Annotated in this window: 12 protein-coding genes and 1 riboswitch; of the genes, 3 read left to right on the forward strand and 9 right to left on the reverse strand. The window is 36.3% G+C overall.

All coding sequences use genetic code 11. From position 1 onward, the window contains the following. Positions 1-9: 9 nt before the first annotated feature. On the forward strand, positions 10-1,782 hold the full coding sequence (locus ACS3UD_RS12460) for a glycoside hydrolase family 13 protein (RefSeq protein ID WP_308139307.1): 1,773 nt from the start codon (positions 10-12) through the stop codon (positions 1,780-1,782). Here ACS3UD_RS12460 and malQ read toward each other — a convergent pair whose 3' ends face one another. Together malQ and metK are read right to left on the reverse strand one after the other, a co-directional pair. Next, entirely contained in the window at positions 1,783-3,294 is a 1,512-nt protein-coding gene (gene malQ / locus ACS3UD_RS12465; RefSeq protein ID WP_308139306.1) for a 4-alpha-glucanotransferase, read from the reverse strand. A 71-nt stretch (positions 3,295-3,365) separates the two neighbouring features. Next, complete coding sequence (gene metK, locus ACS3UD_RS12470; RefSeq protein ID WP_308139305.1) at positions 3,366-4,544, reverse strand: methionine adenosyltransferase; 1,179 nt, start codon at positions 4,542-4,544, stop codon at positions 3,366-3,368. 152 nt (positions 4,545-4,696) lie between these two features. Further along, positions 4,697-4,791, reverse strand: a riboswitch (SAM riboswitch). 220 nt (positions 4,792-5,011) lie between these two features. On the opposite strand from metK, the gene ACS3UD_RS12475 reads away from it, so the two are divergent. Both ACS3UD_RS12475 and ACS3UD_RS12480 read left to right on the forward strand, forming a co-directional pair. After that, complete coding sequence (locus tag ACS3UD_RS12475) at positions 5,012-7,642, forward strand: phosphodiester glycosidase family protein (protein ID WP_308139304.1); 2,631 nt, start codon at positions 5,012-5,014, stop codon at positions 7,640-7,642. A gap of 180 nt (positions 7,643-7,822) precedes the next feature. Continuing rightward, a complete protein-coding gene (locus ACS3UD_RS12480) occupies positions 7,823-8,320 on the forward strand; it encodes an SEC-C metal-binding domain-containing protein (RefSeq protein ID WP_308139303.1) in 498 nt (165 codons plus the stop codon). Between the two features lie 351 nt (positions 8,321-8,671). On the opposite strand, the gene ACS3UD_RS12485 is transcribed toward ACS3UD_RS12480, so the two are convergent. The 7 genes from ACS3UD_RS12485 to prdA all read right to left on the reverse strand — a co-directional run bounded on the left by ACS3UD_RS12485 (position 8,672) and on the right by prdA (position 14,871). Further along, positions 8,672-9,577: a sulfite exporter TauE/SafE family protein gene (locus tag ACS3UD_RS12485; protein WP_308139302.1), complete on the reverse strand. Its 906-nt coding sequence runs from the start codon at positions 9,575-9,577 to the stop codon at positions 8,672-8,674. Between the two features lie 51 nt (positions 9,578-9,628). Further along, positions 9,629-10,636, reverse strand: coding sequence for a proline racemase (locus ACS3UD_RS12490; RefSeq protein ID WP_308139301.1), 1,008 nt, complete (start codon positions 10,634-10,636; stop codon positions 9,629-9,631). A gap of 68 nt (positions 10,637-10,704) precedes the next feature. Further along, positions 10,705-11,175, reverse strand: a complete 471-nt coding sequence (locus ACS3UD_RS12495) for a glycine/sarcosine/betaine reductase component B subunit (RefSeq protein WP_213926081.1) — start codon at positions 11,173-11,175, stop codon at positions 10,705-10,707. A 12-nt stretch (positions 11,176-11,187) separates the two neighbouring features. Further along, positions 11,188-11,961, reverse strand: a complete 774-nt coding sequence (prdD, locus tag ACS3UD_RS12500; protein WP_308139300.1) for a proline reductase cluster protein PrdD — start codon at positions 11,959-11,961, stop codon at positions 11,188-11,190. 54 nt (positions 11,962-12,015) lie between these two features. Next, entirely contained in the window at positions 12,016-12,738 is a 723-nt protein-coding gene (prdB, locus tag ACS3UD_RS12505) for a D-proline reductase (dithiol) protein PrdB (protein WP_308139299.1), read from the reverse strand. Further along, entirely contained in the window at positions 12,722-12,991 is a 270-nt protein-coding gene (locus tag ACS3UD_RS12510; RefSeq protein WP_213926078.1) for a CBO2463/CBO2479 domain-containing protein, read from the reverse strand. Before ACS3UD_RS12510 ends, prdB begins: the two co-directional genes overlap by 17 nt. Further along, positions 12,991-14,871: a D-proline reductase (dithiol) proprotein PrdA gene (gene prdA / locus ACS3UD_RS12515; RefSeq protein WP_308139298.1), complete on the reverse strand. Its 1,881-nt coding sequence runs from the start codon at positions 14,869-14,871 to the stop codon at positions 12,991-12,993. The genes ACS3UD_RS12510 and prdA overlap by 1 nt, the downstream gene beginning before the upstream one ends. Between the last annotated feature and the right edge of the window lie 5 nt (positions 14,872-14,876).

Consider the following 14,876-nt stretch of genomic DNA (forward strand, 5'->3'; position numbering starts at 1 on the left):
GGAGAAGCTATGTTTATATTTGATAGTCAATCTGAATTTTTCCGAAGTCCTCAAGGCGGAGTAAAAGAAGATAAGCCTCTTACATTAAAAGTGTATGTAAAGAAAAAATACGGTACTCCTATAATGAGAATAGATAAGCGAAATGATTACAACTGTAATTTGTACAAAGAAATTCCAATGAAATGGGTAGGAACAGAAAAATCTCATGATTTATATGAAGCCTCATTTGCAATAAATGAGGCAGGCAGCTATTTCTATTATTTTATTTTTGACGAAAGTAATTTATCCCCTAATTATGAACTGCTGGTTTATAATAAAAACTTTACAACACCTAACTGGATTAAAGGTGGTATCATCTACCATATTTTTGTTGACCGTTTTTACAGAAGCTATACACTCAGTAAAGACAGTGACATAATTATCAGGGATGACTGGGGAGGAATACCTAATTACCTTCCCATAGAAGGTGAAATAAAAAATAATGACTACTTCGGAGGGAATCTGGAGGGAATAAAAGCAAAACTTCCTTACCTTTCGGAACTGGGCATAACCGCAATATATCTGTCTCCCGTATTTGAAGCATACTCAAATCACAAATATGATGTTGGAGATTATCTTTCCATTGATCCTATGTTCGGGAATGAACAATCATTTATAGAACTTGTAACAGAAGCAAAAAACTATGGTATGAGCATAATTTTAGACGGTGTTTTCAGTCACACCGGTGTTGACAGTGTTTATTTCAATAAATATGGGCACTATAACTCAACAGGTGCATATCAAAGCCAGAACTCTTTCTACTTTGACTGGTACATGTTCAACAATTGGAATAATGACTATGCCTGTTGGTGGGGCATAAAAACATTGCCTACAATAAATAAGGAAAGCAAAAGCTATATTGATTTCATAACAGGAGAAAACGGAGTTTTGAAATATTGGCAAAAAAGAGGCGTCAAGGGATGGAGGCTTGACGTTGCAGATGAACTGCCCAATGAATTTTTGAAGGCATTAAGAATAGCATCAAAAAATAAAGACAGCGAAAGCTTTATAGCAGGAGAAGTATGGGAAGATGCAACTGATAAATTTTCATATGGAAAATTAAAAGAATACTTTTGCGGGGAGCAACTTGACTCTGTTACAAACTACCCTCTTAGAAGTGCAATAATTAAATATATAGAAAATAAAGACTGCGAAATGCTTAACAGAACTATGGGTTTTATAATTGAAAAATATCCTCCGCAGACCGTCAACTGCCTGATGAATATTCTCGGCACTCATGATACAGTAAGAATTCTAACTGTCTTAGGTTGCACCGAAATTCCTGAAAGCAAACATAAAAAGGCAGAATATAAATTGAGCATTGAAGAATTAAAAAAAGGCACTGCTCTTCTTAAAATAGCAAGCCTGCTTCAATTTACACTTCCCGGAATCCCATGCATATATTACGGTGACGAGGCTGGCGTTGAAGGTTTTGAAGACCCTTTCAACAGGCGATGCTTTCCGTGGGGCCATGAAAATAATGAAATATTAAATCATTATAAAATGCTTTCTCAACTAAGAAAATACAGCGTGTTTGATGAAGGCAAATATAAGTGTCTCACACATGATGAAGGTGTATTTATATTTGAAAGATATGACAAAAATAAAAATATCATAATTGCCACAAATCTGTCCGACAAAACAATAACTTTAAATTTTAGTAGTCCTAAAAAAGATTATTTATTAAAAATAAGCAATAACAGTTTCGATTTAGACAGCAACAAGTTTTTAATATTGATATAATTAATAAGAGGTTATTGTAATTGCAATAGCCTCTTTAAAACGTCCGCTGATTTCAGTCAATGATTTAATCTTTTTTGCCAGTTCCGGAGTAAAGTCCTCTTTTTTAGCTCTCCACATCCAGTTTCCTCCCACAGTCGATGGCGTATTTATTCTTGCGCTTGAGTCCAGAAGCAAATAATCCTGCATGGGTATCACAGCAAGATTTGCTTTGCTGCACATTACTTTTTTTATTAAGCCCTCAACGATCTCGTTTATAGAAAGCTTTTCACCTAAATTCATACTTTTTAACACGCAGGACTTAGTTTCATCATTCAGCTTCACAAGCCAGCCCTTTAATGTATCGTTGTCATGAGTTCCTGTATAGGCCACAGAGTTTTCCTCGTAATTATATGGAAGATGCGGATTGTCAGGATTGCCGTCAAAGGCGAACTGAAGCACCTTCATTCCCGGGAAATTTAACTTATTTTTTAATTCTATCACTGAATCGGTAATAACACCTAAATCTTCGGCTATTATGTTTAAACCCTTTATATTACTTACCGCAAGCTCAAACATTTCTCTCCCTTCTGCAGGATACCATTTGCCGTTAACTGCATCTTCAGACCCTGCCTTTACTGCCCAGAACTCATCAAATCCCCTGAAATGGTCTACTCTAACAGCATCATATAATTTTACCGACCAATTTAATCTGTTTATCCACCATTTATAGGAATTTTCTTTTAAATATCCCCAGTTATAAACAGGATTTCCCCAAAGCTGACCGGTTTCCGAAAAAATATCCGGCGGGACACCTGCTTCCAAAGACAAATTGTTATTGTCATCCCTTACGAATAATTCTCTTTCAGCCCAAGCTTCAACGCTGTCCTCCGAAACATATATGGGCATGTCTCCTATTATTCTGATTCCATTTTTATTGGCATATTTCTTTAGTTTATGGTACTGACGGTAAAATACGCACTGAAGAAAGCTCCAAAATTCGATTTGATCACTAAGAAGCATCCTGTATTCTTCCAAGAAATTTTCATTTCTGTCGAATATGCCCTTTCCCCACTCTTTCCATGGCATTTGATTGAAGCGGTATTTTAGTGCCATAAACATCGAATAATCCAAAACCCATTTATTATTTTGACAAAACATGCGAACTTCATTTTTATAGCACTTCGAATTTTCATACGCCTTGTATAATACGTTATACCTTAGTTTAAACTGTTTATCATAATTCACATATCCATCGTCAGAATCTAGTATCTCGCAATCTTTTAACGACAATATTCCCTCTTCAATCAAAAGCTCCAAGTCAATATAGTATGGATTTCCTGCATATATTGAAAATGGAGAATATGGAGAATCTCCATATGAAACAGGTCCTAAAGGCAGAAGCTGCCAGTATCTCTGTCCTGACTCACACAAAAAGTCTATATAATTGTATGCTTCTTTCCCAAATGTTCCTATTCCAAATTTTGAAGGAATAGAACTTATGGGCATAAGTATTCCCGAGCCTCTGTCAAACATTGTATACTCCTCGTTTTTTAAGCATATTATACAAAAAAGAGTAAATAGTGACTATCTACTCTTTTTCAAAATTATAAATATTTTTTCAGCACTTCTTTTTTATCTGTCTTTTCCCAAGGAAGATCTAAATCATCTCTTCCAAAATGCCCGTAAGCAGCTATCTGTTTGTACATAGGTCTTCTCAAATTAAAGTATTCAATTATCGCTGCCGGTCTTAAATCAAAATTTTCCGAAACAGCCTGCTGAATCTTTTCTTCATCGATTTTATTAGTTCCAAATGTATCAACCATTATCGATACCGGTTTTGCAACACCTATGGCATATGCAAGCTCAACTTCACATTTTTCTGCCAGTCCGGCTGCAACAATATTTTTAGCAATATATCTTGCTGCATATGCTGCGGATCGGTCAACTTTTGTGGAATCTTTTCCGGAAAATGCCCCTCCGCCGTGTCTTGAGTATCCGCCGTAAGTATCAACTATGATTTTTCGTCCTGTTAATCCTGAGTCTCCCTGAGGCCCGCCTATTACAAATCTTCCGGTAGGGTTGATAAAATACTTAGTCTCATCATCCAGTAACTCAGCAGGGACAGTAGTTTTAATTACTTGGTCAATTAAGTCTTTTTCAATTGTTTTTCTGTCAACCTCAGGGTTATGTTGAGTTGATATAACAATTGTATCTATTCTTACAGGTTTGTTGTCCTGGTACTCAACAGTAACCTGAGTCTTACCGTCCGGTCTCAGATAATTTATTGTTTTGTTTTTCCTTACCTCAGTCAGTTTCCTTGAAAGCTTGTGTGCAAGATAAATTGGCATAGGCATCATTTCTGGAGTTTCATTGCACGCAAAACCAAACATCATTCCTTGGTCTCCTGCGCCAATCATATCATTTGTATCCTTGTCATCTTTTTTATATTCATCAGCAGCATCAACGCCCATTGCTATATCCTGAGACTGCTCTTCAATTGATGTAAACACGGCACATGTCTTGTAATCAAAGCCATATTCAGCATTGTCATAACCTATATCCTTAATAGTATCTCTAACTATTTTAGGTATATCAATGTAGCAGTTTGTGCTTATTTCTCCCGCTACAAGAACAAATCCTGTTTTAGTAATTGTTTCACAGGCAACTCTTCCATTAGGATCTTTTTCTAAAATCGCATCCAAAATCGCATCTGAAATCTGATCACACATTTTATCCGGGTGTCCTTCAGTAACTGATTCAGATGTAAATAACCATTTCTTCATATTATATTTCCTTTCTTTGTATTATCCATTTTTCAAATCAAATAAATTTCAAAACTTATTTCAATTAACTACGCATTCTTTTAAACAATGCATTTTTTGTTTTGCCAAAAAAAAATCTCTTCCGCAGAAGAGGTCTTTGTCTCTGTAAATATGCCTCATCTTTCGGAAATCCGCGGGAATTAGCACCTTGAATAATCAGGCTGCCGGGTTTCATTGGGCCTCGTCCCTCCACCACTCTTGATAAGGATTTATTTTGCATAATCATAACATATCAATTTCTTGTTGTCAATACATGTCTAAATAATTTTTGCTGCATAAAATTTATTTAATTATTTGCTATGAAAGGCGGAACAAAGCATGATAACATACGTCTAATTAATTATAAACATATCCACTATTACTAAAAATTACAACCTTATTAATAGTAATTTAATAATGGTTGTCCATTTTTTGTGTTATAATGAGGTATGAAAATTAAACAGAAAGGAATGATTTATTTGTTTATTAAAAAAATAGCAGCTTTCTCGGTTGCTCTTGCAATTTTATTGAGTTCATACGCCTACGGCAGCCTGTATACAGTATCTGACCTGTCAGAACAAACAAGGCTATCAACAGGTATTACATATGAAAAAATCGAAAGATACACCTCCGCTGGCTGGATGAACATAAACGTGGTAAGAGCTGATTTGACAGATGAATATACAGAAATTAAACCTATAACAGGAGAAAACGGTGTAGGAACCCGCTCACCTTTGAGCAGTATGATTAAATCATCAGGCGCAACAGCGGCAGTTAATGGTGACTTTTTCTACATGGGCGATCCTACATATACCTACGGTCCATTAATTAAAGATGGAAAGCTGATAACATCTCCTCTTCCGTACAGCTACGGATACCCTACAGTTTCCAAACTCTTGGATAATGAAAGTATGGATATATCTGTATGGAATCCTAAAATAACATTGTATGGTTCTGACAGCACCGTATTTGATGTTACAGCATTCAATAAAACATCTTCATTGGACTGGGCAGCAACAATTCTTACAACTGATTGGAACAAAATGTCTCCAGGATACGACGGAAAAAAAGATATTGTTGAAGTTATTGTAATTGATAATATGGTCTCTGAAATTCGAAAGAATCAGATCTCAACAATAATCCCCAAAGATGGTTATGTTATTGCAAGCTGCAACTCAGTAGCCATGGAACAAATGCTGAAATCCTTTGTACCGGGACAGCCTGTATCCCTAAATATAGAACTTGATTTTAGTCCTGACAATGTAGATTTTGCCTTCGGTGCACTGAACTACCTCGTTAAAGATGGTATGGTCAATGAAATAAGCGACGAGGTACTAGGAGCGCATCCAAGAACAGCAATAGGGTTCAACAAAGATAATACAGAAATGATTATGGTAACAATAGACGGCAGAAATAAAAATTACGTAGGAGTTAAGCAGACAGAACTTGCTGAAATAATGTTAGGGCTAGGCGCTTACGACGCTGTTAATATGGATGGTGGAGGGTCTACCACCATGGGCGTTGACTTTTTAAGAAATTCAAACGTTACAGTTGTTAATATTCCATCTGACGGACGAGAAAGAAAAATAGCCTCAGGTGTAGCCGTATTTAATAATTCACCTGACAGCGACAATGTAGGCAGCATTGAAATAACGCCTTATCAAAATATGGTTTTTAATAATACAGAAGTATCATTAGATCTTAAATTTTTTAATGAATACTACACGCAAATTGAAGTAACTAACAAAGAAGTAAAGTATAGCATTTCTCCAACTAATGCAGGTAAAATAGAAAACAATATTTTCTATCCCTCAAAAGCCGGAAAAGTTGTTATTACAGCATTGTCGGGAGATGCTGAAGGCCAGGTTGAAATAGATGTCCTTGCTGAACCTGTTGCATTAAAATTCAGCAATGATTCCATAGTTCTTGGACTTGGAGATACTTACGAAATAGGAGAAATCCTGGGTATTGATGATGATGGAAATTCTGCATACATACCTGCTGAATATATTTCTTATTCTTACAGAAACAGGGTCGGCAAAGTTGAAAACGGCATTTTTACTGCCGGAGATGTAAGCAATACTGGTGCTGTTACAGCAAGCTTTGGAAATGCAATTAAACATATACAAGTCAAGGTTGGCTACAGATATAAGACTCTTAATAGATTTGAAGAGCTTGATAACCTTAAACTCACACTATACCCTGATAATTCATCCGGAAACATGTCTATATCCGAAGATTTTGTCAAGGAAGGTTCTAAATCATTAAAGCTGGACTATGACTTTACGGAAATGACTGACCAAAGCATAGCATTCGTGGAATTCGGTGAAGATGGCGAAGGAATTAAACTTGAAGACAAACCTAAAGCAATTGGCATGTGGGTTTATGGAGACGGTAAAAACCATTGGCTCCGAACAAGAATTACAGACGTTTATAACAATCAGATAAAACTCACATTTGCAGATGAAGTTGACTGGACAGGGTGGAAATGGGTAGAGGCACAAATACCCGAAGGAACTGCATATCCGGTAACACTGAAAAATATTTATCTTGCAGAAATAAATGAAACAAGAAAAGATACAGGAACAATATATATCGATAATTTAAGAATCATGTATGAGCCTAAGGATAAACAGCTTGGCTTGAAAGAAGAAACTGAATTTGTGGATCACATGAAGTCTGATGAAATATCCGACTACTCTGAAAAATTGGTTGTTTCACCTGATAAGAAAGAAATTTTGTCCGGAAATGGCGAAATTATATACTTTGACGGCATAATTTCCAATGCAACGATGAGCTCAAGCAATACAACTATGTGGAACAATATAAAGAGCTTTGTAAATTATGAAGATAAGGTGCTCGTGCTTACTATGAATGCTAATCTTGATACAATTTATGATGCGCGGGAAGTGAAAATTTTAAAAGAAATACTTGAAGCAGCATCTGAGAATAATCAGGTATTTGTCGTTTACAAAGGAGACAAAGAAAATACGGTAATAGAAAACAATGTACGCTACATTTCATATGATGACAGCTTTGAACTTGGAATAACAAACAATGGATTAAAATATAAAAATTGATAATTCCTTCATTAGTATGTTAAATCAATATAGACTACCAAGAGGAACTTTTAACAGAAATAAGAGATCTGCTTAAACAAAAATAATAGCAAAAATGCCGCACATTCTGCGGCATTTTTTGTCTTGATATTTTATTATTTTGCTGTTAAAATAACGATAGTAAATTATTTGGAGGCAAAAATGAGTTTATATACAGAATGGAATGAAGCTTTAAAGAATATTAAAACACAGGAAGAATACCAAAATTTTTTCAAGGATTACATGGCTAAAGAAGCTGAATGCTACAGAAAAATACTTGAATCTAAAAGCCCTGTAATTGAGGGGAAAGTAGTTGATTTATCAAAACATAACGATATGACCAGTATGGAATATATAGGATTTCTTGACGGTGCAAACACAAGCTTCAAGGAAGGTCTTGACTTAGATTCATTAACAGAAGAGTCGGTGTTAAAAGCAGAGCTAGATTGGGAAAAACTTTTGTGGAATATGCATGACGCAAAAGCGGAATGGCTTTATGGAATGAATGAGTGGAGCAATATATTTGATGATGATAAAAGGAAAAAAATAAAAAAAGACTTCAACAGATCAAAGCAAGTAATTGCAGAAACCAAGATTGGAAGAAATGATCCGTGCCCGTGCGGCTCCGGAAAAAAATATAAAAAATGCTGCGGTAAATAATTTCCCCTTGTATAAAAAATAAACATGTGCTTGTCACGGCATATGTTTGTGTTGATGAATCAAGAAAATTGCATAATCTTCATCGCATTAGGAGTAATTCTTTTTTAAAAGCAAGTTTTAGTATAATAGGTGTATTATTGGCTTAGTGTGCGAAATTGCATATATAACTCGCAAAAAACGGATAAAACACATTTTCCGTAAACATAATTGTTTCTATAGACGTGAACTGCGTATAATCAATAGTTGCTCCAATGTATGAATATTTAAGCTAATTAAGTTTGAATATTAGCCGATAATTGACAGACTGATCGCTCAATTCAACCTGCCAATTATCGGCTGTATCAATTAAAGTTATTGAATTGGTTTATTGTTTGTTTCAGCAGCTTCTATCGCTACCTCTTTCATTGAAGCTTTCAACAAAGTTATACCTGTGTATGTTACTACTGCAATTACAAGCCAAGTTAACACATCCAATGGCAGTGAAGTGAATACAAATACAGCTAATAATACACCTATTATACCGCCTATAGTAATTGCTAATGATACCTTTCTGTTGTACGCCCCTTCTTTTACAAACTTAATAGAAGCTACTGGCATTAAGAATGCGCAAGAACCCATCATAACAGGGAAAGCAACAGCCGGAGACATTCCAAGTATATAAACTAAAGCCATGCACGGAGCATAAAGTCCTATTCCTGCCGTCATTAATGCACCCAGTATGAAGTTGCCGACTACTGCTGCAATTAATTTGGCTCCTGTAAGTCCAATTTCAGTTCCTGTTCCTAATCCTGCAATCCATCCCAACTGCTTAGAAAACATCAAGAATGCTGTTGCAAGCAATGCAACTCCCATGATAAGCTGTATTTTCTTTTCCGGCATCTTAGAAACATATCCTGCACCAAGTACCGAACCCAGTACAGCAGCTACCAACATCGATGTCAAAGTTATCGGTTCTACCTTAACTACAGTTATAAACGCAAACGCTTCGATTACAACCGGTACTGTACAAGAAACATTTAAAGTTCCCGGAATTACTCTATCTTTTATTTGTTTAAATGTTCTCAGCAAAGCTGTCGTAGGAGCAAAACTTCCTATTCCCAGAGTGTCAAAGAAATTTGTTAGAAGCCCAATTATGCCTGACTTCAACCAGTTTGTTTCTTCCTCAAGATTATTCTTATTTGCAAAAAAGTCTTTTAAAAATACAACTAGAAATGCTAATGTAAACAGTCCTAAGACACTGAGTAATATACTTACCATAAACAATCCTCCATAATTTTTTGGTTTTTAATTTTAATTAACAATAATACTTTACTGTAGCATAAATCCATGCCTTACTGGGTCACTGTCATCTATGACGTAGTTACTGTATCCTGTAATATAAGCACTGCCTGTAATTTCCGGAACTATTGCATCTAGATCCCCTACTTTAGTTGTTTCTAGAACTCTGCCTCTGAACAACGTCCCTATTATGCTTTCATACACAAATGGTTCACCCAGTTTTAGCTTACCTTTTGCATACAATGTGGCCATTTTCGCTGATGTTCCCGTTCCGCATGGCGATCGATCTACTTGTCCGTCACCAAACACAACTACATTCTTATATGTTGCTTCTGGATTAGTCGGCTCGTCATATATTTCCACCAAGTCAACTGTGTTGATATGCGGAAGAGTAGGATGTTGTACCTTAATCTCCTTATTAACGACGTCGCGAATAACCATTCCAATATTTTTCAACTTATCTGCATTAGCAGGTATAATCTCGAGACCAAGCTGCTTTGCATTTAATATTGCAAAAAAGCTTCCTCCAAATGAAATATCTAATATAATTTCTCCAATTTCAGGAACATTTATTTTTACATCTCTCTTATAGAGAAAAGCCGGTACATTAGTTATAGATACTTCTTTTACTTTACCGCATTCTACGAAAACTTTTGCTTTCACTATGCCGGCCGGAGCTTCCAAATTTATTTCTGTTACAGGCTCAACCATAGGAACCATTCCATTTTCAACAACAACCGTCGCAGCTCCTATGGAACCATGACCGCACATATTCAGGTATCCTCCCCCATCCATAAAGATAATACCGATATCCGCTTTATCAGATGTTGGCTGTGTAATAATAGATCCGAACATATCATTATGCCCTCTCGGTTCGTGCATAATTGATGTTCTAATATAGTCCATGTGATCTTCTAAATATTTTTTCTTTTCCGGCATAGTTGCACCTTTTATTGATGGTACACCTCCTACAATTACTCTTGTAGGTTCTCCCATAGTATGAGAATCTATAGCCACTATACTTCTAGAAAATTTCATAGAATTACCTCCCTCACTTAAATTGTGTTGTTGTTAAAATTTTAACGTTGATTTGTATGCTAAATTTTCTACTTACGCCCTCTCCGCATTTTTAATTTTAACAATGCAACAGCTTTTTTCGCATCAATCTTACTTGCATTATTTTCTCCGACATTTTCTGTTTCTATTCCTTCTTCAGACTTATTTATATCCACAATAGTATCCATATACTTATTTGTAACAACAAATTGTGCCTGAGTTCCTATAAATGCCATACCTACCAAAGGGATATTACGTTTCCCTATCTCTTCAATAGTGTTAGCATAATCCACATGGCTGTTTCCCCATCCGTCACAGGATATGATAGCTCCATCAACCCTCATTGCTTCCAGCCACGCAGCAGTTCTTTTACCTACAAAATTTTTATACTCATTATCTTGCGGAGTTCCCACAAGTACTACTCCTACAACATCTAAATCATCATCAGATGAAGCAATTTCCAGTAAAGGATCTCTAAAATGATGAAGTGTCGTCTCTTTAGTCGATGGTCCTATACCCATAAAAACACCTCCTTATACCATTGCTCTCAGTGCTCCGTCCCTATATTCATTAGGGCTAAGAACAATAGGGAGATTTTTCATGTCAATTATGGATTTCCCACCGGCAAATCCTGAAGGTTCTTCGCTGAATAACTGGTTGTCGTACATAGTTCCCTGCCCCGCTATTTGCTTGACAATAGCTACTCTCTTTTTACCAGGCCTAATTTTGTCGAAGTATTCATACTTTTCATTAAATTCTTGCGCAGGTATTTTTTTTAATATATTTCTTATTTCTTGTATAAAAGAATCGCATAGCCTGTGTCCCTCCGTTGGATACATTCTGTTTGACATTAACCCTTCTTTAAATGTTATATCAACATGAATTATATAATCGTTCTCTCCAGGAGTTCCTGCTTTTCCAAGAAATAATTTTTCTTTCAAAATACCTTCTGAGGATCCAAATTCAGCCATTTGTACACCATTTTTATCAGCGCCGGTCATCATAACATACACTCCTGTTAAAGTGTGGGTTATTCCTTCTCCTATCACTCCAAGCACTTTAGTTGATATTGGGATAATATCCATAATGCTATTGACAAATCTATTATGCTCACCTGGTTTTATAACATGAACATCAATTTTTTCCACATATTCATTATTATCAATTATCTTATTAAAGTAATTGTTCTGAATAGCAAGAGTTCTGTTATTTATTAAAAATTCATCGTTAGCTTCAACCTCTGTTATGTGATACGACTTAATAACAAGTCTTCTTATTACTATTTCCTGATTGTATTCCAATTTCATCACCCTTTTTTAACTATCTGTCTCATTTAAATGAGACAGATAGTATATTTAAGCTTAAACCTTAGCAATATATTCGTAAGGCAGTGGAACAATCTTACCTGGTGTCTGAATTTCAACCAATTGCTTAAGTGTATCTCTAACAATATTTCTTTGCATCTCAGGATTATTCGGTTCACCTGCATTAGCACCCATAGGGACTCTTGGAGATACGGCTCTCGGAGTACCATTTTGGCGCACTACCGGAGGAAGAGCTGCTATAATAATAGTTGGTATTCCAGCTTCCTCAATCGCTCTCTGCACAATCACGGCAGAGCGGTGGCAAGTACCTCAGCCTGCTGTAAGCAGCACTGCATCCACATTCTCATCCTTCAATATTTTAGCTATCTGAGGTCCGGTTTCTTCAGTAAATTTCTGCTGATTTCCGCCGCCTCCCATAAATCCTACATGACTTTCAGCCACTTCTTTAATTAACCCTTCCTCTTTAAGCTCTCTCAACCTGTCAAGAGGAAACATACAGTTTACATCCTTATTAACATCGCCATTATCATAACCGCCGTGTGATACCATTAATTCACTTGTAGGAGTATCTCCAGGAACTATTCTGTAAGTAAAATCTCCTGCTAAATTAAATCTTTTATCACTTTTCAAGTGTATTCCGGCAGCTGATGCCAATGCCACCTTCATATCTTTCAACTCCATTGTAACAGGAGTGAAAACAGATGGTGGTGTAATTGGGGCAAATATTTCAGATTGTAAGCCTTTAACTATCTGACTCATTTTTTACCTCCTCAACTTCAATATGTCTATCAAAATTGCTTCTATATTTTTCATTAACTTTTGGGCTTATGACTTCTAAAAAGCTCATATTCAGCGCAACTTCCTGCCCTACTTCCAAAGGATAATCTGTTATTACCATTCTAAGTGGAACACTTATATGTCCCAACCTTCCTTTAAAATCAACCTCCATCGAGCCGTCTGTTACTCTGGTTATAATGCCTTCGACATATATTGTCTTTTCGCCGTACTTCATTATGAGTACTTCTCTTTCCTTTTTTGGCTCATTGGAAGCGACTGTTCATTTTTTTGTCTTTCTATATTAACGTCGCATTCTTTTTCTATAAGCTCCAAATTGTTTTCCTTAACATTTGCATTCCATTTTCTTTCGGCTTCCTTCACTTCTTCTCCGGACATAACAGACTTGAGCATGCTTACCGCACGTACTGCATCTTCAGGACACAGAGTATTACAAGAGAGAACCTCATTTTCAATACCCTCCTGAGATTTGTTGTTATCCACCATGTATTTTACATATGGATTTCCTACTACCAGAGCGCCCTGAACAGCACAGAATGACATACCTACAACAGGGATTCCTCTCATTCCTATCTGTTCAATATGACTTACGAAGTCGATATGGTTGTTTCCAAAGCCTTCTGTAGTTACAACAGCTCCGTCAACATCCAGTCCTTCAACAATCATTCCAAGTCTTTCAGATACATAGAATTTTTCAGAGTTTATCTGTGGACTTCCTACAAATATTACACCGCAAAGATCAATGTCGGGATCATTCATAGCTTCAATTACAAGAGGCTCTCTCCAATAATGTCTTGAGCATTCCTTAGAAGCAGGTCCTATGCATGTGAGTGCATGAATACCTCCATCCAATACTTCCAGCGGGCTCATCATTACAGGAAGATTTCCTAAATCAACATTTGGCTTTCCACCTAAAACACCTACAGGTTCAACTGGAAGTATCAAGTTATCATGCATTGCTCCCTGACCCATTATTTCTTTTACTACAACCACTTTTTTCTTGCCGGGTCTTCTGTATTGTTCTGTTAATTCTGTGTTAACAACCAAACTCTCATCATCCAATTTCTTTAACGCATTTCTAATTTCCTGCGTGATAAAGTCTGAAGCCTTGTGAGCAGCATAAGGTCCGCGTCTTTCCATGTTTGTATGTTCCTGAATTACTACCTCTGTCTTGATAAATATCTCGCCTTTATCAGGTGATCCAGGTCTGTTCCACATAATGTTTTCTTCAAGGATTCCTTCTGAAGAACCAAATTCGCCTATCTGTACTCCGCCTTCATCCACGCCAGTAACCATTAATATTACACCGTCTAATACTCTTGTAACTCCGGTACCTATCTTAGAATCGCCTTCCTTAGTTGCAATAGGCTGAACATCCATTATAGTCTCGCTGTACAAGTTGTATTTGTCAGGAGTAATAATGTCAAATTTGATTTTTTTAACTAAGTCGCTTTCTTTAATTGCATCTTCACAGATATTTTCTCTGATAAATAATGTAGTACCTTCAATTTTAGTTTCAGGTCCTAATTCAACTTTATCAATTTTATAGTGCTTTTTAACAAGCTCTCTTATTTTCTTTTCAGGTAATTCACCATTAACCTGAACTTCATTTAGCACTGTTTCTTGAACAGCTGCTGCTTCTTCTGCTTTTGCAGATGACACGCCTGTTCCCACAGATGAATACCCCATCGGAATTTCTAAATTAATGTCTTTTCCCTCTCCAATGTGTATTTTTAAAACACCTGCATTACTTGGTGCCACAGGTACAATTGCCGGTTTTTCAGCAACTTCTTCAGTAACTGTCTCAGTTAATTTTGCTACTTCAGCACCATTATCTTCATTTATTTTTGCCCCTTCGACAACATCCGGAGTAATCGGTGTTAAAGAATCAATGGTTGATATTAGCTTTGCACCTAATACTTCACCTATCTTTAAACAGTTATCAGGAATGTTTAGCAACCCTGAATCTTCTAAGTCTGCAAATATAGCAGGATCTTCCAATGAATCGGCTTCAATAATCTTGCCGGCTTCTGTCCTGCAGCATACCACCGCATAATCCTTTTTGTGTTGTTCAGCAGTTTCTGGAGTAATGGACATAATAA

Source organism: Sedimentibacter sp. LTW-03 (assembly GCF_052059825.1).
Taxonomy (GTDB): Bacteria; Bacillota; Clostridia; order Tissierellales; family Sedimentibacteraceae; genus Sedimentibacter.

What these genes read in the sequence shown, in the direction of transcription:
- ACS3UD_RS12460 (WP_308139307.1), top strand. Translation starts at nt 10, where the DNA reads ATGTTTATATTTGATAGTCAATCTGAATTTTTCCGAAGTCCTCAAGGC.
- malQ (WP_308139306.1), bottom strand. Translation starts at nt 3,294, where the DNA reads ATGTTTGACAGAGGCTCGGGAATACTTATGCCCATAAGTTCTATTCCT.
- metK (WP_308139305.1), bottom strand. Translation starts at nt 4,544, where the DNA reads ATGAAGAAATGGTTATTTACATCTGAATCAGTTACTGAAGGACACCCG.
- ACS3UD_RS12475 (WP_308139304.1), top strand. Translation starts at nt 5,012, where the DNA reads ATGAAAATTAAACAGAAAGGAATGATTTATTTGTTTATTAAAAAAATA.
- ACS3UD_RS12480 (WP_308139303.1), top strand. Translation starts at nt 7,823, where the DNA reads ATGAGTTTATATACAGAATGGAATGAAGCTTTAAAGAATATTAAAACA.
- ACS3UD_RS12485 (WP_308139302.1), bottom strand. Translation starts at nt 9,577, where the DNA reads ATGGTAAGTATATTACTCAGTGTCTTAGGACTGTTTACATTAGCATTT.
- ACS3UD_RS12490 (WP_308139301.1), bottom strand. Translation starts at nt 10,636, where the DNA reads ATGAAATTTTCTAGAAGTATAGTGGCTATAGATTCTCATACTATGGGA.
- ACS3UD_RS12495 (WP_213926081.1), bottom strand. Translation starts at nt 11,175, where the DNA reads ATGGGTATAGGACCATCGACTAAAGAGACGACACTTCATCATTTTAGA.
- prdD (WP_308139300.1), bottom strand. Translation starts at nt 11,961, where the DNA reads ATGAAATTGGAATACAATCAGGAAATAGTAATAAGAAGACTTGTTATT.
- ACS3UD_RS12510 (WP_213926078.1), bottom strand. Translation starts at nt 12,991, where the DNA reads ATGAAGTACGGCGAAAAGACAATATATGTCGAAGGCATTATAACCAGA.
- prdA (WP_308139298.1), bottom strand. Translation starts at nt 14,871, where the DNA reads ATGTCCATTACTCCAGAAACTGCTGAACAACACAAAAAGGATTATGCG.